A 19146-nucleotide genomic window follows, 5' to 3' on the forward strand; every position below is an offset into this window, starting at 1 on the left:
AATGATTATAAAAATCGAGCGAAAAGAAAAGAAGGAGAAACCAAAGAAATCTAAAAAACCGAGCAAGCAAAGAAAAGTTCCGATGATTAAAGTTGGCACGCATAAGAAATTAACCTTTGTTTTATGGGTTTTATTGATTGGTAGTGTCGGATTTGGAATCTATAAAAATTTTACTGCCATTGACACTCATACTGTCCGTGAAACAGAAATCATTAAACAGCAGATTGTCGATACCAACCAAGTAGAAAGTTTTGTGAAATCCTTTGCGAAAGACTACTTTTCGTGGCAACAATCCCAAGAAGCCATTGATAAACGAAATGAGAAATTGACCCATTATTTGACGGAAGAATTGCAGGTATTAAATGAAGAAATGATTCGTAAGGATATTCCTACTAGTTCTAGTGTGAACGATATACAGGTGTGGCAGGTTTCTCAAGTGAATGAGAACACCTTTGAGGTACTGTTTTCTGTTGAACAAGTTATTACCGAAGACAAAGACAAGGAAACTATATCGTCTAGCTTTCATGTGGTTGTCCATATAGATGAATCAGATAATATGGTTATTATCAAAAATCCGACAATGAGTAAGAAACCTCAAAAATCGGACTACCAACCCAAACAGCTAGAAAGTGACCATACAGTAGATACAGAAACGATGGACGAAATCATTAGCTTTTTAGAAACGTTCTTCCAGCTCTATCCTACCGCCACAGAAAAAGAATTGACTTACTATGTAAGTAATCATGTGTTACCTATGATTAACAAGGAATATGTTTTCGAGGAATTGGTGAATCCTATCTTTACCAGAAAAGATAACCAAGTAATCGTGAATGTCGCTGTGAAATATTTAGATCAAGAAACAAAGGCAACCCAAATCTCGCAATTTGAGTTGATATTAGAAAAACAAGATAATTGGAAGATTGTAAAATAACAAATATTGGTACATGATTACAGATACTTTGTAATCATGTACTCTTTTTGATAAAAAATTGGAGATTCCTTTACAAATATGCTCTTACGTGCTATTATTTAAGTGACTATTTAAAAGGAGTTAATAAATATGCGGCAAGGTATTCTTAAATAAACTGTCAATTTGATAGCGGGAACAAATAATTAGATGTCCTTTTTTAGGAGGGCTTAGTTTTTTATGCCCTTTTGGGTTTTTGAATGGAGGAAAATCACATGAAAATTATTAATATTGGAGTTTTAGCTCATGTTGATGCAGGAAAAACTACCTTAACAGAAAGCTTATTATATAACAGTGGAGCGATTACAGAATTAGGAAGCGTGGACAAAGGTACAACGAGGACGGATAATACGCTTTTAGAACGTCAGAGAGGAATTACAATTCAGACAGGAATAACCTCTTTTCAGTGGGAAAATACGAAGGTGAACATCATAGACACGCCAGGACATATGGATTTCTTAGCAGAAGTATATCGTTCATTATCAGTTTTAGATGGGGCAATTCTACTGATTTCTGCAAAAGATGGCGTACAAGCACAAACTCGTATATTATTTCATGCACTTAGGAAAATGGGGATTCCCACAATCTTTTTTATCAATAAGATTGACCAAAATGGAATTGATTTATCAACGGTTTATCAGGATATTAAAGAGAAACTTTCTGCCGAAATTGTAATCAAACAGAAGGTAGAACTGTATCCTAATATGTGTGTGACGAACTTTACCGAATCTGAACAATGGGATACGGTAATAGAGGGAAACGATGACCTTTTAGAGAAATATATGTCCGGTAAATCATTAGAAGCATTGGAACTCGAACAAGAGGAAAGCATAAGATTTCAGAATTGCTCCTTGTACCCTGTTTATCATGGAAGCGCAAAAAGCAACATAGGGATTGAGCAGCTTATAGAAGTGATAACGAATAAATTTTATTCATCAACATACAGAAAGAAGTCTGAACTTTGCGGAAATGTCTTCAAAATTGAATATTCGGAAGAAAGACAACGTCTTGCATATGTACGCCTTTATGGCGGAATCCTGCATTTGCGGGATTCGGTTAGAATATCGGAAAAGGAAAAAATAAAAATTACAGAAATGTATACTTCAATAAATGGTGAATTATGTAAAATTGATAAGGCTTATTCCGGGGAAATTGTTATTTTGCAAAATGAGTTTTTGAAGCTAAATAGTGTTCTTGGAGATACAAAGCTATTGCCACAGAGAGAGAGAATTGAAAATCCGCTCCCTCTGCTGCAAACAACTGTTGAACCGAGCAAACCTCAACAAAGGGAAATGTTACTTGATGCACTTTTAGAAATCTCCGACAGTGACCCGCTTCTACAATATTATGTGGATTCTACGACACATGAAATCATACTTTCTTTCTTAGGGAAAGTACAAATGGAAGTGACTTGTGCTCTATTGCAAGAAAAGTATCATGTGGAGGTAAAAATAAAAAAGCCTACAGTCATTTATATGGAAAGACCGTTAAAAAAAGCAGAGTATACCATTCACATCGAAGTGCCACCGAATCCCTTCTGGGCTTCCATTGGTCTTTCTGTAGCACCGCTTCCATTAGGGAGCGGAGTACAGTATGAGAGCTCGGTTTCTCTTGGATACTTAAATCAATCGTTTCAAAATGCAGTTATGGAAGGGATACGATATGGCTGTGAACAAGGATTGTATGGTTGGAATGTGACGGACTGTAAAATCTGTTTTAAGTATGGCTTATACTATAGCCCTGTTAGTACCCCAGCAGATTTTCGGATGCTTGCTCCTATTGTATTGGAACAAGTTTTAAAAAAAGCTGGAACAGAATTGTTAGAGCCATATCTTAGTTTTAAAATTTATGCACCACAAGAATATCTTTCACGAGCATATAACGATGCTCCTAAATATTGTGCGAACATCGTAGACACTCAACTGAAAAATAATGAGGTCATTCTTAGTGGAGAAATTCCTGCTCGGTGTATTCAAGAATATCGTAATGATTTAACTTTCTTTACAAATGGACGTAGCGTTTGTTTAACAGAGTTAAAAGGGTACTATGTTACTACTGGTGAATCTGTTTGTCAGCCCCGTCGTCCAAATAGTCGGATAGATAAAGTACGATATATGTTCAATAAAATAACTTAGTGCGTTTTATGTTGTTATATAAATATGGTTTCTTATTAAATAAGATGAAATATTCTTTAATATAGATTTGAATTAAAGTGGAAAGGAGGAGATTGTTATTATAAACTACAAGTGGATATTGTGTCCTATTTGTGGAAATAAAACAAGACTACGAATACGAGTGGATACTATACTTAAAAATTTCCCTTTATACTGCCCCAAATGTAAGAACGAAACTTTAATTAATGTTCAAAAAATGAATATAATAACAATCAAAGAGCCAGACGCCAAGACGCAGAGCCGATAATTTGAGAAATGAAAAGATGTTCAATAATATAACCAAAATCATCTTTCTCCAATTTACGAATCTGAAAGCGTCTGGATAATTTACTTTCTAACAACTGTTCCATCTTAGAAAAGCGTTCGATTTCCGCCATAGGCATAGAAACAAAATCGCCCATTAATTTGTGATTCACACCATGAAAGAATTCCGCAAATGCTTTTTGAATTTCTTTCCCAACATTTTTTACGGATACTTCCTGTTCATTGAGGTAGAGTTTAAAACCAATAAAAAAGCGATAGTCTACTTGATTGTCACCAATCATAGAAATTAACGCTTCGGTCTGTTCATCTATTTTTTCGTAAGCTATCTCTTTTAATCGTCCAGTGATTTCTTTTTTCGATTGTTCCTGTGTGGCTCGAATACTTGATTCGGTTGCTAGTTGCAGAGCATGAATCTTGCCATCACGATTTTGGGCAATCAATTGACAGAAATTATCATGAACTTGAATTTTTTCATCGGAACTTAAAAAACTGTAATTATAGGGAATTAATTCATAATAAGCGAATACTTCGCCATCATGATTAAATACGAGATTATCTTCCATATATTTAATCGGATATGCCATCTAGTTGTTCACTCCTTACAATCGTAATCGATTCATTCATTGTTTCTTTTTTTAATCGTATTTGTTTGCCAGCGTAGGTTACTTTAGGGCGTAGAGCATAGGTAATGATAGACTTTAGAAATCCATAGGGTTTCTTTCCGTCAAAGGTCTTTTGGCACATGAACCCAGTGAGAACAATGGGAATCCCTAAGTATTTGAGTAGTGCTCCGTCAATCAGAGAAAGTGGTGGTAAACTGCCAAAGAGTATGACGACAAACAAAGAAACGATAAACCATGTCATTTGCGTAAAGGTAATTGGGAAAGGGAGTTGTAAATCATTAATCGCATAAATCACTTTTTCTACTGACCAAATACTGGTGTAACTTCTTATTTTTTTCATGTCTTCACGTCCTTTCCGTAAAAATAGAAAAAGAACAATCAAAATAGGTGATTGCTCTTTCAATGCTTTAACTATTCAATTTTATTTTTTGTCCATTTTGCAATAATACCTTCATCAGTTTCTTCATCATCTGGATTCATTGAATATCTGAAACTTAAATTGGTATCTGACCCTAATCGTTCATATAAGCTGGGTCTATACAATCTCGTTTTATTGTCATTAAAAGGACTTCGTTTTCCCAGCTCACCATTTCCCTTTAAAGGATTTCTTCTAACTGAAAAACAATATTTTTTTCTGGGATCTTCTGAATCACTTTGACTTAATGAGAAACACATGGCTTCTTTTTGGTCTTCATTTTTCTTCTCACTAACTTCTGTCGGAATAAATCGAGCAAGAGTTTGGCTAAATTGAAATAAAACATCTCCCAAGTTACTACTGTATTCGATACCAAAATATTCTCTTATTGTTTTCGTGTCTGTATATAATTTTACCGAATTAGCATAGACAGCTAGCATATCTGAAAAATCGTTTTCCTTTAAAAATTCTAGTTTTAACAGAGCATATTCTGGAACTTTTTCCTCTTTTTCAAATAGCTTAACAAGTACAATATAATTTTGCTGTTTGTAACGAAAGTAAAAGGAATCTATCACCCAGCCTTTATCTTTCATGTCTAGTTTTAATAGTTTAAGATTTTCAAATACATTTACCATAATTTATACCTCTCCGTGCTATTTATTAATTTAATTATAACACGGATTGTTAAACTTACTGACAATATTCAAATACCCCATGAGAGGTAACTAGGTAATTACCCTCTATTTCCATATCACGTCCCAAAGATTGGTAGTCAATATAATTTTGTAAATTGGAAGGGACTTCACCAAGCTGTCCTGTTTCTTCCACGTAATAACGGGCGACATCTTCCATCGAATCACAATCACTATAACAATGAATATCCTCTTTGTTTTCCAGTAATTCTTCCAAGCTACTAAACCACATGCCTTGAATTTCTTTGAGTTCATTATAAATAGGTGTACCTTCGATTTCTTGAATGGCTTCACATAGACGGTTGATTTCACTAATCGGCGTGTATTCGTCCACATCAAAAGGAAGCTCAAAATCATGTATTGCATATTCTTCGTAGTCCTCATTTAAACCGATTCTTTCTGCCATTTCTTCCTCATCAATTGGTGGAGTAAACCATGCTCCGACTAATTCACCTTCATTATACCGTCCTAAATTTGCCACATAGACTTTCATTTCCAATTCTTATCACATCCTTTTTATAAAAATAGTCATAAAAAAAGTAGCAATCAGTTAATGACGCTACTTATCAAGGTATCCGCTAATATAATCTGTAACTGTACTTGAAATACCTATTATTAGTTTTGCTTCTCTCTTTCCAATAATATTTGTATTAGGGTGTGCAAGTGAATGCCTATTTCTTGCTTCATTAAGAGAGCTAATCATTCCATTTGATGACCTTATCGTTGTCTTCACTATATCAGCAAGTTCAGTAGGTTGAATTTCTTTTTCAATTAATTGTTGTATCCTACTATATAATTTAGATAGATTTTCGTCTCTAGGAACTGTAATTTCATATTTTTTTAGTATTTCAATTAAATATCCATGAAAAGCAGTGTGAACTCTGTCAAAGGCACGTTGATATTCACCATTACTCATAAAAGACTCAGCGTCTTCAATAGCTTGTGAAACCACATCACTAATTTTCAACTGACTAAAGTTAATTACTTCGTAATTCTCTGGAAGTGGTACTAAAATAGTATCCACTAATACATTATCACCTTGTTTATCATATATGGAGCTTGCTGTCTGGGTAATCAAATCTTTATGACTTTCAAAAAAGTCTAAATCATCAAAAGGAACTCTTATTTTAAGATATGTGCAAAGCGTATTCCAGCCCTTTTTATATCCTTTATAATAAGTAAAATCGTCAGTCTCATCTAAAGTTACCTCTGATATTTTCATTTTAGAAACAATCTCGTTACCTCCTTCATAATAATTTGAAGAGCTCTTTCTTTCTAATGTTTTAATTAAAAGAGATTTAAATTGATCATTTGTAAACATATTCATAAATCCTTTCATAACAAAATATATACTTCCTATTTTATCATGAAAAATATCTGTTAAGCACCAATGATTCGGTTAAATAAGTTTAATAACACATCTTTCACGCCAGCTGCATTGAACACAAGTCCGACGGCGATTAGAGCAATAATCAAGAAGCCAATGAGTTTTGAAAATTCTCGTTTAAAACCTAAAAACAGTCCAATGACAACAATCGCTAACAATACCAATGACTGTGCATTATCCAAGAACCAGTTGTACAAATTCTGCCCAAAATTCATGTGATTGTCCTCCTTTCCTTAAGATATTTTTCTCGATAATAGATATAGCTTTTTACACGCCTTAATAATTGAAAAGGGGTTAAATGCTCTCCATAGACGGTTACTCGATTGGTATAATTATTATAAAATCTCACCTTGTAAAAATCATAGGTATAGATGGTATCACCAGCTTGCCGTTTTCCCTCAATAATGAGAGACGTATATTTCCCTGTATTTTGTATATACGCTTGAAACTCAATGCCACACTGAAACCCTAACTTCTTTAATTCTTTTGTTAAAAGGCTCATGTAATCAAATCCTCCATGGCTAGATGTTGTTGTTCAATTAATTTCTCATGTTTTTCTGTCAGTTTGGCTTCCTGAATCATGGTGGAGATAATGGTTGTACCGTTGAGAACATCTAAAATGCTTGCGATTTTTAATGTAGGGGCGACTTGATGATGTAACCAGTTCAATGTTCGTTCAAAAGAATAAGGCTCTGGCTGTGTGGTTAGGCGTAATGCTCCACGATTTTTACCGATAAACCATTCCCAACGTTCATTAGTTTTCCAATCACTCCGACGTTTAGTGTCGTCTTTATCTGCAAAGCGGATATAGCGATTGATAATTTCAAAGGCTGTTTTTTCCGCCTGTTGATGTGCCAATAAATCTTTCATGGCTTGGGTGGCTCGGTCATTTTTTAACCGAATTTCAAACCGATTCTTTACTTCTGCGTCTTCTAAGGGAACATCATTTTTCACGTATTGCTCATAATCTTTCTCATATATACAGAAATAGACTTCACTTTTTAATGAGCCAATATAAAGTGTGTTTCCCATGTATGGTTTTTCATCACGGTGAACCAATTCACCACTGCGATAATTTTTAAAGCTTCGAAAGACGGAAATGCATTCTTCCTGTTTACATTTCTTTGCCAAATCTGGAATATTCAAAATCCCTGTTTTATCGTTGATAGCTAAATCCAAGCGTTTGAAAATACCTTTATGTTCCATGCAATCTTGAAAGAAATCATACCAGCTCCGATGTTGAGCCAATAGAAAGTTTTCAAATTGCCGACAGCCTTTTCCTTTCAGTTCTAATAAAACACCTTTACTTACATCATGAGAGACTAGGACAACAATATCACCGAAACGATAGTGTTCGGGATAAGAATAATAGCCAAAGTCTTCGTGTAGCATATAATCCATATTCAAACGTAAAACCTCACCGATAATTTGAGCCACATCATTGGTAGGGAATCGAATCCGTACATAGTCGAATAACATCTCCAATGGGTTATCGGGATTGAAGCGTTCCAAAGCGTTCAGTAAATCTTCTTTCACCTGTTGAGTAGGGACTGCCTTGCCTGTTTCAATATCCGATAGGTAAGGTCTGGTAATATGAGAAGCAACCGCCAGTTTATTTTGAGAAACGCCATAAGCCAGTCGCTTTTCTTTCAATTCCTTAATCCAAATTTTTTCGTTTTCCATTCGCAAACCTCCAATCTAAAAAAGATGTAAACTATGACCCTTGAGTTTACACCTTTCATATTTTCCGCAATCCTTTGTACCATCAACATTGGTTGATGAGAATTGCCTGTTTTCAGTTGTATTTGTGCCCCCCTGTTAGATAGAGGGGGCTAAAGGATTGGCGTGGCTAACGCCACACCAGTCAAAGCAAGTCTGAACCTGTACCTTTCACTTCGTGCGGTACAGGCTCAGATTGCTTTTTTTGAATGACTTTTCCTATTTCTCCTAAGAAATCGTACCTTTTTGGTACAAGGGGTGTATAAAACTCACTAATCACACTTTTTCCTGTATCCACGTAACCTCTTCCCTTGATGGGTTTTAAGAAAAATTGTTTTTGTGTATCGCTTCCGAACATCATACCAAAGCCCATTTCAGACATACGACCCAAAGCCACACGGAAGTTAAAGTTGTCCCGAATCCCATCACTAAAATATTTTGCGTCTGGACGTTGACAGGCAAGAATTAAAAAGAAGCCTGCTTGTCGTCCTAACATTACAATTTGTTTGAGTTTATGAATAACGGTGGTACTTTCACGACCTAGCATATCCATCATTGCCACATATTCATCAAAAATAAGAAAATTGGCAGACAAACCAAGATAAGCATAATTTTCTCCTGTTTTATAGTTAGGGTGTTGTTTCATGGTTTCACTGCGATCAATCATATCTTCGTAAAATTGATTGATACATGCCAACATATCTTCTTTACGGTAATAGACATTATTCATGACCGCCCCTAAGTCTGCCAAATCAGCATTTTTAGGGTCAAGAATATAAAGCTTTGCATTTGTATGCAGGAGAGATTCAATCAATGTGAGAATAAAATAGGATTTTCCACTACCAGTGCCCCCAGCAATTAACATGTGAGGGAGAGAATCGAACTCCCAATAGACCGATTCCATCAATTTGACACGTCCATCTTGAGCTACCACGTCTTCAATGCCAATTCGATTGCCAATAGTATCATAAAGTAGGACATACTCTACATAAGAATCTTTCAACGTTTTTTCCACTAATTCACAATACAATCCTGTTTCTAGTTTGTTTTCTAGGTGCAAAAGCTGATCTTGATATTTCCCTAAGGTGATTTCTACATGAATATGGATTAGTCCATCTTTCATTCGATAATATATTTTAGGAAAATGGCGGATTCGTTGTTTGGTTTTCTTGCTGGGTAAATCTTTAAAGAATCCCTCTGATTGAGTTTCTTCGGCTTCATACCAATGATTTTCTAAAATCATACGAGCTAACTTTTGACGGTGCTCTAACTGTTTTATAGAATCTATACGATAGTGATAATAAAGCCAGCTGATAAGTCCGCATACAAAAAGAGCAGTGAGAATACTGCTCCAAAAGTATGGCGTATGAAGTTGATAGAAAAATGTATCTAACTGAACTGCTTGCCAGTTCACCGATTGTAACGCTCTCCAATGAAAAGGGAGTAGGACGACTAGAAAAACTACCAGCAATGAAATTAGTACAAAATGATAGACCAAGTGCTTATCGTTGGCTTTGATTCGCTCTCCTCTGTCATGAAGCAATGGCATAAAAATCCTCCTTTCCACCTATCAAAATAATTGTGTATTGTAGATACGAGCCTGTTTATCAAAAGTTGGTTGAGAAATGGCTTCATATTTCTGATAAGCGATTCGCTTTTCAAAGCGTAAATTTTTTTCTTTCGGATAATAATGACGTCGATAGAGAGTGTGTCCTAACAGTTTTTTCGCTTCTTTTGTCAACGGATAGAGATAGCGAAACATGCGTCCATTGATTTTCTCAATCCCTTTGTATTCGCAAAATGCCTGGGAAAGCCAATGCTTTTTCTCTACCTGTTCAAAGCGAGCATTTTCCTCTAATAAAAGGCGAGCACTTCGAGGGTGTATCTTTTCCCATGACTGCTTATCACGATAGACACTTGTCTTGAAATACCCGCAGTAAAAGAAGTTGGACGCTTGATAGACATAGCCACATTTTCCCTCAATTCCATCTGCCAGTGTATATAAAAAATGACAGTCCGTATGTTCTTTCAACCACTTAATTAGAGCTGAAAGAGCTTGACTGCCAAAATAATTGGTTTGATTCATTTCTGGAAGAAAACACATCTTTCCAATTTCTAAATAATCTGTGGTTTGAAGGGAACTGTCGGGAAAGAGTTTGCGTATGGTTTGTAGGGGTTGCGTACCCCAGCCTAATTCCACAACGCCTAATAATTTTTCTTCTGAAAAAATCCCTAGAAAGTATTTACACAATCTAGGGAGTATCTTTGAATAATGGTATTGCCGAATAAAAGAAATGGCTTCATCTTTCGGAATTTCTTTCAAAATCAATGGTGTGTTTGTCATAAGCAACACCTATTTTTCACTTTCGGACGCTTCTTTTTTATATTTCTGATGAGGTTTTGTCTGTCCTTTTAATACAAGATCGTCTGCTTTCACGTACCAATCAACGTCTGCCCCTCGAAAAGTAGCCGTCGCTACGGTATCTGCCACAGGATTGATTAATTCCACTTCTGCGTTGTAGTCAAATTCTTTCAAAGGAACAGAAGCGGGGATACTGACTTGTATCATGCGTCCTTGTCCTTTTGATTTTAAGTCATAGGTACGTTCTTTAATTTCTTCGGAAACCGTACCATCTTCATTCTGGATACGAACCTCACGACGCAAGGCGGAAAATTTCAATGTGCCAAATGTCTGGTCTTTTTCAATCACAATACCTTCTGCTAATCTCATATTTTTTCACCTTTCCTTTCTTATGCTTTTACCATATCGTCTGCGTGCATAATGTAATTGGTAAATCCTCGATTGCCAATTTTATAACCTTCTGCGGTAATATGTGGGTTGATGAGTTTGACTTTTTCGTCGGATTCAAAATGTTTCTCGCCAGCTTCGGAGGGAAGAATGACAACAATATCATCTGCTCGTTGAATCGTTGAGTATAAATTGTAACTACGAGAGAGAATGGTTGGTCTGCCATTTATTCGACGTTGTTCAATGTTCCCTTCACCAGCATATTCTAATTGTCCAAATGTTTTTTCCATATTGGGAATGACATATTTAAGTTCCATATTTTTACCTATCCTTTCTGTTTTTATGTTTGAATGAATCTTATTTGTGTGATGGTTTTAAAGGGGGGAGAGCGACCTTTTGATTCTTGATTTTTTATTTTCATAAGTTCACTTCCTTTCAAAATTGGGTAAAAAAATAGACGCTCCGTACTGAGCGTCCGATTCCTACTATATTTAAAACAACGACTACCTAGGTATTTTAAATATTATAATCAAATTCTATTTTATCTAATAATTGAGTGGGATAAAGCAAGTCTCCTTTACTCGTAAAATAACCCACCTCTGAGAAAAGAAATAAATTATTTTTTGCTCTTGAACAAATTACGTATAGTAGTTTTCTCGCTGAACTAATTCCTTTATCAGAAACATTAAAAATTTCATTCCAATGAGGAATTTTCCCGTTTAGAAGATTAATAGCGATAACAGTATCATACTCATTTCCTTTAACTTTATGTGCTGTAGTAAGTGTGATACCATCTCGAGATTTAAACATCTTCTTAAAACTAGATACACTACTAGATAATGAATTATTTTTTATCCGATCTTCTACTTCGTTAATAAAAAATAGATAGTGCTTAAAAATAGACGGGTAATTTTTCTCGTCAATATTAAGATTAACAAATATATGTTTGGTAACAAATTTGTATAAATCAACACCGTTGTCGTCTCCACTATACATTCTTTTCACACTGTTTATTAGCTGTAATAAATCTAAGTCAATAAAATAATCTTTAACTTCTATTCCAAATTCATTTTTTAATATAATTAAAATATCGTTTGCAATTAGCTTTCTTCTTCGAACCTTTTCACCTGATTCAGTAAAGTACAAAATTGCTAACTTGAAAAATAAACTATGATTATTTACCTTAATTGGTGATATATTTATAGCATCAAAATTGCAATACGGTAATTCTTTCTTTAAATACTCACCCAGTGAAAACAGAGGATAGTGTTGAGGAGCAAGTACACAAATATCTTTTTCATGAATGCCGCTTTCAATCTTTTCCTTTATTATATTTTTTATTATGTTGGGTAAATCCTCCTTAGTAACTTTGCAATCATAACTTATAAAACCACGGTCGTTTTTATTATTCCCTCTGCTTTCAATCTCGTAAGGACAACTCTGAAAATTAGAGTAGAAGTCTACTAATCTCTGATTAGACCTGTAACAGCCATGTAGCGTCTTTGATTGAAAAGTGTGACTAGTTAGCATTTCTAGTTCTTCAACTGATTTAGCTATACCATCTAATGATCCATAAATTGCTTGGTCAATATCTCCAACAAACATTGACTGAATTTGAGGGTTGTTTTGAAGTAATTTAGCTATTACATTGTATTGTAATTCTCTAGTATCTTGAAATTCATCCACATAAATCGCCCTTATATTACTAGCAATATTACGTGCAACGTTACTGTTTACAGTTAAAATTTTATACGCTACTAGTAAAATCATATCAAAATCAATTTCTTTATTTTTTTCCAACATAGTGTGATACATTTCAGAAACTTGAGTATACTGAACTTCATTAATTTTAAAATCATGAGAAAGTGACAAATCAATTTTGTTCAGTTCATACGTTTTGAGATTTAAATTCAGCATATTATTAATTTGGCTGACGTAAGCTCTTTGAGTATAATCATCAATAATTGTAAATCCTTTTGATACTCTTGAGAGATTCATTTTAAAAGGATAAATAATAAATTCAAGACAAAACTGATGTATTGTCCCCACCCAAATATTAATATCATCATCTATACTAAGTAAACTTAGGCGTTCCTTAATTTCTTCAGCAGCTCTATTAGTGTATGTGATAGCAATTATTCTTTTTAGTGATCCATCGTGTTTAATTGCTTGGTAAGCAATTTTCCTTGTAAGTACCCTTGTTTTCCCACTCCCAGGACATGCATTTACATAAAGGTTATCTTCACTTTCCACAACATCTTTTTGTTCTAAATTTAAATCATTTACGATTTTTTCGAAGATATTTGTCATTTTGAAACCTCAGCATAAAGTATTTTTGTGTAATTTTCTATCTGATTGATTAGATACACAACATCCTCATCTTTACCAAAGTACTCTAATAAAGAAATTATTGCTATATTCAAATCAGCTGTATCACTTGTTTTTAAACTAGCTGATAAAGCTGACAATTCTGTAGTTTCCTCGTACAAGTCGATTGTATGGAGTAGAATTTTTTTATAAATTGAGAGATCTACTATTTCCTGACATGCAAAAGCAATAGCATTAAGAATATACTTAGGAATTTTGATTAAAAAGTCAATTTTTTCACCTAACTCAATTGCAAACCACCCCTTACCAACATGATTGGCTAGTTTTAACATCGCTAAATTTCTTTCTAAATATTGTTCACTTTGTATTTCTTCTTTATAAGCAGTTATTGTTTTTTTATCTTTGAATGCGTCATCTATAATTGGACTGACATAAGTTAGAATATTTTCTTTATTCACATCTAAAAACTCAATTTCAAATGTTGTATTAGCATAAAAACAATTAACCCAATTGTTTTCATTAAAAAGGGAGGATAATTTTTCTTTTCTTGCTTGACCTTTCTCTTGTGCAGTGCTTTTATACAATCGATGTTCTGATGGGATTGCCTGTTCATCTAAATCAGTTACAATAGCACACTTTCTCTGTATTCTATCATCGTCAAACAAGCTAGCGATATATTCAAACGAAGTACTACCAACATTAATCAAACCTATTCCAAGTTCGTCTAAGTTTATACCAAATAATTTTTTTACTATTTGAGGAATAAGTATTTCTTCAGCATCTCCTTCAACTAAGATAACACCTTTAGAAAAAAGCAATCCATTTCTTTTAACATCTAAATATCTCTCTACTGCGTTTATTAGATTTAGATTGTTCTTTTTTAACTTTTCTTTAGCAAATGAGTTCAGATTATTTGCTGGATTCATAACGATAGATTTGCCATTAAACGATTTTAATACATTCATCCGAGATATTTCAGACACTTCAGCTAAATGTACAGAATGTGTGGTCATGAGAATCTGAGTATAGTTTTTTTGAAGATTTAATCCTTCGAACAGAGTTTTTTGAATATGATGATGAATATGAGCTTCTGGTTCTTCAATCAACATAATATTAAGTAGTTCTCTTGAACGACACGCTTCAAATTCGACTATTTTCAAAGCTAAATAAATCATATTTAGATGTCCTAACCCTAGTAAGTCTAAGTCGATATTTTGTTCTGGCTTCATTGAAAGAAATTTTGCTAAAGAACCCATATCATCTGACATAGTTGAGGAAAGAAGAAGATTAGGAGAATACACTGAACCAATTATGCTATTTAGTTGCCGATTAATATTTTCGCCAATTTTCCTAATTTCAGGAACACTGGTAATAGTCTCATTTAATTGCTGTATAATTGTTTTTAATGACTCAACATTATCTGATGATATTTTTGATTCAATTGTTTCCATGATTCTTTTGACAGGGTTTCGATTGTTTTTCATTTCTCTAAGAACATCTCGAAGAGCGTCAACATAAACAACCGAAATATGCTTGAAAATATCTGACATGTCAATTCTTGAGCCCAAAAGAGCTTCATCGTCTTCTTCAGGATTACTAGCTATATTGTCATTGAGTCTTCCTACCAATTTATCATAATTTTCATTGATACAGAAATTTAGATTTGATTTAGATGTGTAGTAAAATTCATAGTCGGATAGACGAATAGAATTTCTAAATTCGTTAAATTGATGAGAGTCTAATTCAGTGGAAATATCAAATAATTGCTTTCTAATAGCTTTGTTAGGTCTAATAAATAGAGAAATACTACCTACACCTTTATCTGCATTTGAAATCAATTCTTCTAAGATTGTTTGACTTTCAGAATTTAAAGAAATGGAAGCACAAATCTCATTGTCAAATTCTTCTTCGCTGATTCCTTCAAATGTCGCAGAGATAATAATCCAATGCCCTTGCCACCCATTTTGAATTCCATGAAAAAAATCTGATTCTTTCAGTGTTTTACTACTATAGTAATAACTATCATCTAATAAGATTCTCAATGCAGTAAGAGCATTGGTTTTCCCTGAATCATTCTCACCTATAATAGTATTTGTCTCATTATCGAATCGAAAGATTTCGGATTCATAATTTCTAAAATTTCGAATTTGAAGAGTAGATATAAACATAAGCAGATCTCCTAACTATTTAATTAATATGATTATATAGTAAGTTTATCATAAATTATGTTAGTAAAAGTTCTCATTATAAGGGAGCGTCAATAATTTTGTGTAAATGATTCTTCCCTACTGCAGATTGTTTCTAATTCTCAATCAGTTGGCTTAGCATTTGTTCAAGTTCGCCTTCGGCCTGTTGAAAGCCTTTATGACTGCGACCTAGGAATTTTTGGTTGTAAGTATCAAAAGACGAGACTAAGAAACGTTCCATCGACTCTTCGTTTTGGAACTGTTCCTTGCGGTGGCTGTATTTCTTGATTTGCTTATTAAAGGATTCAATCAAGTTCGTAGAATAAATACTCTTGCGTATGGCCAAGGGGAAATCATAGAAAGTGAGCAAGTGATCGTTCGAAAGAATCGATTCAACCACTTTTGGATAGCTGGTTTTCCTTTTTTCCGCAAAAGCACCACGTGCTTCCAACGCCACCTCTTTAGATGAGGCTTGATACACCATTTTAAAATCATCACAGACTTCCTTACGATCATCGACACGCACTTTGTGACTGATATTACGGGAAACGTGTACACAACAATGTTGAAAACGAGCTTTGGGATAGAACCGACTAATCGCTCCTACCATCCCCTTTAAGCCATCCGTGATGAACAGGAGGACATTTTTCAAACCGCGCTCTTGAAGGTCCAATAAAATTTCCTCCCAAATCGTGATGGATTCAGTCGGTGCAATCGCATAGCTCAATACTTCCTTTGATCCGTCCGGGCGAATGCCAACTGCGATATGAATAGCTTCCTTGGCGACGGTTTTCCGCTTTAACGGAATATACGTTGCGTCCATATAAATAGCAGCATAACGGTCATGAAGCTCCCGCCCTTTAAACGCCGTTACCTCTTCTGTAAATGATTTTGTTATATTGGACATGGTTTGGGGCGTGTAGTAATGCCCATACATTTTCTCAATCAAGTCTGCGATTTCCGACATGGTAATACCTTTTCGGAAGAGGTGAATGACGGTCTCCTCTAACGTGTCATTCGTCCGTCTATAAGCAGGAACAGTCTGTTGCTTGAACTCACCATTGCGGTCGCGCGGAATCTGGAGATGAAGTTCCCCATACTCGGTCTTGACCGTACGGTCATAGGAGCCGTTACGAGAATTACCCGTGTTAAAACCAATGCGATCATACTTTTCGTAATCTAGGAAAGCCGTTAACTCCGTTTTGAGAAGCGTATTGACTGCTTTCTCCAAATGGACACGGAATAATTCATTCAAATCGCCTTTGTTCGCTAGAGTCTTTAGAATTTCTGTAGTAAAATCGTTCATAGGGAAGTCCTCTCTTCTGTGAATGTGTTGTGGTAACTCTATTCTACAGAAGGGACTTCCTTTTTTCTATTTACACAAAATATTTTACACTCTCCATTATAACAATTGGGTTAAAAAGAAAATAGATAGTATTCTACCTCATATTTATTTGAAAGTAATATATAAAAGACGTTCAAATTCGAACGCCTCTCGTTAACCAAATATTGGATTCAGAATCTAGTTTTCATATATAAACAGAGTATGATTAGGTGCAAAAATTGCACTTTTATTGCACTTTTATTTTTATTTATAGTGTTTTACTGTTCTGTATATTGTTTTAACTCCCTTGATAGTATCGCATTCTGTTTTATACACTTTACGTTGAAAACAGAGTGGGAGTAATAAACAGAGGATTAAAAAGCTATTAGCCTGCAAGTTGCAGTAGAAGCTGGCAATATTCCGAGTACTACTCATAAAATCATTAAACCTTGCTGATGTTCAGAAATGAAATCTGAATGTCGGCAAGGTTTTTTTGTTATTAAAGCGATTCCTCCCCAAAAATCATTAAAAAGATGCAAAAATCTATTGCTAATATGCAAGCGTTTGCTTTATAATCTAAGTATGATGCTTTAGGAAGAAAACGCTTTAATGACAACGAAAACCAGACGAAAACCATTTTTCAGAGAAGCCATGACGATTGCATTGCCCGTTGCTTTGCAAGCTATGTTGCAATCGTCTTTTTCCATGATTGACCAGCTGATGGTGGGGCAATTGGGCAAGACGGCCATTGCTTCGGTGGAAATTGGCGGAAAACCACAGTTTATTTTCACTTTTGTGAGTGGGGCAATTGCAACCGTGACGGGGATCATGGTGTCCCAATACATAGGCCGACAGGAGCAGAAGAAGATCAACACCAGCATGTCCTCCAATCTCCTTGTGATGTTGGCCTTGGCAGCCTTGACCGTTATGGCGTGTTTCTTCTTGCCAAGCACGGTGGCGGGGATTTTCACTACCGACCAAAAGGTGATTGCGACGGCGGCGGATTACATGCGAATTTTGGCCTTTATTTACCCACTGTCAGGGATGGCCTCCATCTTGGCCGTTCATATGCGCTGCTACAGTTACGCCCAATACCCGCTCTACATAAGTGCGGTGGGAGCCGTGGTCAATACGGTCTTGAATTACCTCTTGATTTTTGGTAATTTTGGTTTTCCTGTCATGGGGGTCAAGGGAGCAGCCATTGCCAGTCTGATTTCGCAGATGGTAAATCTACTCTTGATGATTTATTTTTATCGGAAATATTGCCAGTTTGCCTTTGATTTGGGTATGACCTCAAGCGAAGTCAAGCAGTACGCTGTCATGCTTTTCCCTATCGTTGCCAATGAATTGCTTTGGACCTTGGGGCAGAGTGTCAATACCTTCATCTATGGGCACATGGGAACAGGTGAGCTGGCTGGTATGTCCTCGACAGGTCCCATCCAAGGGCTCTTTATCGGAGCTCTTTCAGGGCTGTCGCAAGCAGCGGGCATTCTCATCGGTAGGCGCCTCGGCAAACGCGACTACGAAAGTGCCTACCACGATTCCAAACGCTTGTGCGTTTATGGTTTTATAGGATCTTTGGTGCTTTCGCTCGTGCTTATCCTCACCAGAAGCAGCTACATCAATCTCTACAATGTCGATGAGCAGGTCAGTCACGTCGGTTCACAATTGCTCCTAGCCTTTGCCATCCTTGCCCCTATCAAAGTCCAAAACATGATCTTAGGGGGCGGCATTATCCGAAGCGGCGGTCGAACCAAATACATCATGATTATCGACATGATGGGCACTTGGCTGATCGGCGTTCCCCTAGGGCTTTTCACAGGACTCGTCCTCAAACTCCCTATCGTTTGGGTCTATTTCATCCTCTCCCAAGAAGAGCTTTTCCGCTTTATCGTGTCCATCTTCATGTTTCGCAGCCGAAAATGGATGAATACCATTCGATAATATTAACGTAATATTATTTATGTAAACTATAAACCTTCCCAAGGGAAGGTTTTTTTCTGAAAACGGCTAGTCAAGAGCACTAAAAGCGTGTATAATGGAGCTATTACTGCGAAATAATGGAGAACACCTCCCCAATCTGAGGCGAAAAGCTTGGGGAAGCACGGAACCGTGACGGTTTTCTGCCGTTTTCCTGAAACTGGAGGGGTGTATGGATAGCAAAATACCAAACATAAGGTTTAAAGGGTTCACTGACGCTTGGGAACAGCGTAAGTTAACCGATATAACTTCTAGCTATTCCGGATTAACATATAGTCCAATCAAATAATGTAAAAGTTGGTGATGTTATTGTAGTTGTACGAAATGGAAGTAGATCT

At 35.6% G+C, this 19146-nt stretch carries 18 protein-coding genes and 1 pseudogene; 4 read left to right on the forward strand and 15 right to left on the reverse strand.

What is annotated here, in order from left to right:
* The first annotated feature begins 1 nt into the window (after window position 1).
* The 3 genes from ACFORE_RS04115 to ACFORE_RS04125 all read left to right on the forward strand — a co-directional run bounded on the left by ACFORE_RS04115 (window position 2) and on the right by ACFORE_RS04125 (window position 3388).
* The gene (locus ACFORE_RS04115) at window positions 2-931 is read left to right on the forward strand and encodes a conjugal transfer protein (protein ID WP_000584386.1); all 930 of its coding nucleotides are present in this window, start codon (window positions 2-4) and stop codon (window positions 929-931) included.
* A gap of 251 nt (window positions 932-1182) precedes the next feature.
* Window positions 1183-3102, forward strand: coding sequence for a tetracycline resistance ribosomal protection protein Tet(M) (tet(M), locus tag ACFORE_RS04120; protein WP_002335119.1), 1920 nt, complete (start codon window positions 1183-1185; stop codon window positions 3100-3102).
* A gap of 160 nt (window positions 3103-3262) precedes the next feature.
* Window positions 3263-3388 carry a cysteine-rich KTR domain-containing protein gene (locus tag ACFORE_RS04125; protein ID WP_319020699.1) on the forward strand — a complete coding sequence of 42 codons (126 nt, stop codon included), beginning with the start codon at window positions 3263-3265 and terminating at the stop codon, window positions 3386-3388.
* A gap of 10 nt (window positions 3389-3398) precedes the next feature.
* Here the strand turns inward: ACFORE_RS04125 and ACFORE_RS04130 are convergent.
* The 15 genes and pseudogenes from ACFORE_RS04130 to ACFORE_RS04200 all read right to left on the reverse strand — a co-directional run.
* A pseudogene (locus ACFORE_RS04130) lies at window positions 3399-3989 on the reverse strand (conjugal transfer ATPase TcpF); the annotation flags it as partial.
* Window positions 3973-4368, reverse strand: a complete 396-nt coding sequence (locus tag ACFORE_RS04135; protein WP_000723887.1) for a conjugal transfer protein — start codon at window positions 4366-4368, stop codon at window positions 3973-3975. The pseudogene ACFORE_RS04130 and the gene ACFORE_RS04135, both read right to left, overlap by 17 nt.
* 71 nt (window positions 4369-4439) lie before the next feature.
* Window positions 4440-5078 (reverse strand): DUF6037 family protein, encoded by a 639-nt coding sequence (locus tag ACFORE_RS04140; protein ID WP_000248477.1) that lies wholly within the window; start codon window positions 5076-5078, stop codon window positions 4440-4442.
* Window positions 5079-5133: 55 nt separating this feature from the next.
* The gene (locus tag ACFORE_RS04145) at window positions 5134-5628 is read right to left on the reverse strand and encodes an antirestriction protein ArdA (RefSeq protein ID WP_000870467.1); all 495 of its coding nucleotides are present in this window, start codon (window positions 5626-5628) and stop codon (window positions 5134-5136) included.
* A 66-nt stretch (window positions 5629-5694) separates the two neighbouring features.
* Window positions 5695-6456 (reverse strand): abortive infection family protein, encoded by a 762-nt coding sequence (locus ACFORE_RS04150; protein ID WP_001565981.1) that lies wholly within the window; start codon window positions 6454-6456, stop codon window positions 5695-5697.
* Window positions 6457-6515: 59 nt separating this feature from the next.
* Window positions 6516-6737 carry a hypothetical protein gene (locus ACFORE_RS04155; protein ID WP_001009054.1) on the reverse strand — a complete coding sequence of 74 codons (222 nt, stop codon included), beginning with the start codon at window positions 6735-6737 and terminating at the stop codon, window positions 6516-6518.
* Window positions 6734-7024, reverse strand: coding sequence for a hypothetical protein (locus ACFORE_RS04160; protein WP_000055376.1), 291 nt, complete (start codon window positions 7022-7024; stop codon window positions 6734-6736). The genes ACFORE_RS04155 and ACFORE_RS04160 overlap by 4 nt, the downstream gene beginning before the upstream one ends.
* On the reverse strand, window positions 7021-8205 hold the full coding sequence (gene mobT / locus ACFORE_RS04165) for a MobT family relaxase (RefSeq protein WP_000426689.1): 1185 nt from the start codon (window positions 8203-8205) through the stop codon (window positions 7021-7023). The genes ACFORE_RS04160 and mobT overlap by 4 nt, the downstream gene beginning before the upstream one ends.
* Window positions 8206-8386: 181 nt before the next feature.
* On the reverse strand, window positions 8387-9790 hold the full coding sequence (locus ACFORE_RS04170; RefSeq protein WP_001130244.1) for an FtsK/SpoIIIE domain-containing protein: 1404 nt from the start codon (window positions 9788-9790) through the stop codon (window positions 8387-8389).
* 21 nt (window positions 9791-9811) lie between these two features.
* Window positions 9812-10585: a Mom family adenine methylcarbamoylation protein gene (locus ACFORE_RS04175; protein ID WP_000185761.1), complete on the reverse strand. Its 774-nt coding sequence runs from the start codon at window positions 10583-10585 to the stop codon at window positions 9812-9814.
* A 9-nt stretch (window positions 10586-10594) separates the two neighbouring features.
* Window positions 10595-10972 (reverse strand): YdcP family protein, encoded by a 378-nt coding sequence (locus ACFORE_RS04180; RefSeq protein WP_001234191.1) that lies wholly within the window; start codon window positions 10970-10972, stop codon window positions 10595-10597.
* 20 nt (window positions 10973-10992) lie between these two features.
* Window positions 10993-11307 carry a YdcP family protein gene (locus ACFORE_RS04185; RefSeq protein ID WP_000421279.1) on the reverse strand — a complete coding sequence of 105 codons (315 nt, stop codon included), beginning with the start codon at window positions 11305-11307 and terminating at the stop codon, window positions 10993-10995.
* Between the two features lie 199 nt (window positions 11308-11506).
* Window positions 11507-13300: an ATP-dependent helicase gene (locus ACFORE_RS04190; protein WP_000181735.1), complete on the reverse strand. Its 1794-nt coding sequence runs from the start codon at window positions 13298-13300 to the stop codon at window positions 11507-11509.
* Window positions 13297-15486: an ATP-dependent nuclease gene (locus ACFORE_RS04195; RefSeq protein WP_000470931.1), complete on the reverse strand. Its 2190-nt coding sequence runs from the start codon at window positions 15484-15486 to the stop codon at window positions 13297-13299. The genes ACFORE_RS04190 and ACFORE_RS04195 overlap by 4 nt, the downstream gene beginning before the upstream one ends.
* Window positions 15487-15619: 133 nt before the next feature.
* Window positions 15620-16810 (reverse strand): IS256-like element ISLgar5 family transposase, encoded by a 1191-nt coding sequence (locus ACFORE_RS04200; RefSeq protein WP_000997693.1) that lies wholly within the window; start codon window positions 16808-16810, stop codon window positions 15620-15622.
* Between the two features lie 627 nt (window positions 16811-17437).
* On the opposite strand from ACFORE_RS04200, the gene ACFORE_RS04205 reads away from it, so the two are divergent.
* The gene (locus tag ACFORE_RS04205) at window positions 17438-18772 is read left to right on the forward strand and encodes an MATE family efflux transporter (protein ID WP_380434997.1); all 1335 of its coding nucleotides are present in this window, start codon (window positions 17438-17440) and stop codon (window positions 18770-18772) included.
* Window positions 18773-19146 lie beyond the last annotated feature (374 nt).

This window comes from Streptococcus alactolyticus (genome assembly GCF_042649785.1).
Lineage (GTDB): Bacteria > Bacillota > Bacilli > Lactobacillales > Streptococcaceae > Streptococcus > Streptococcus alactolyticus.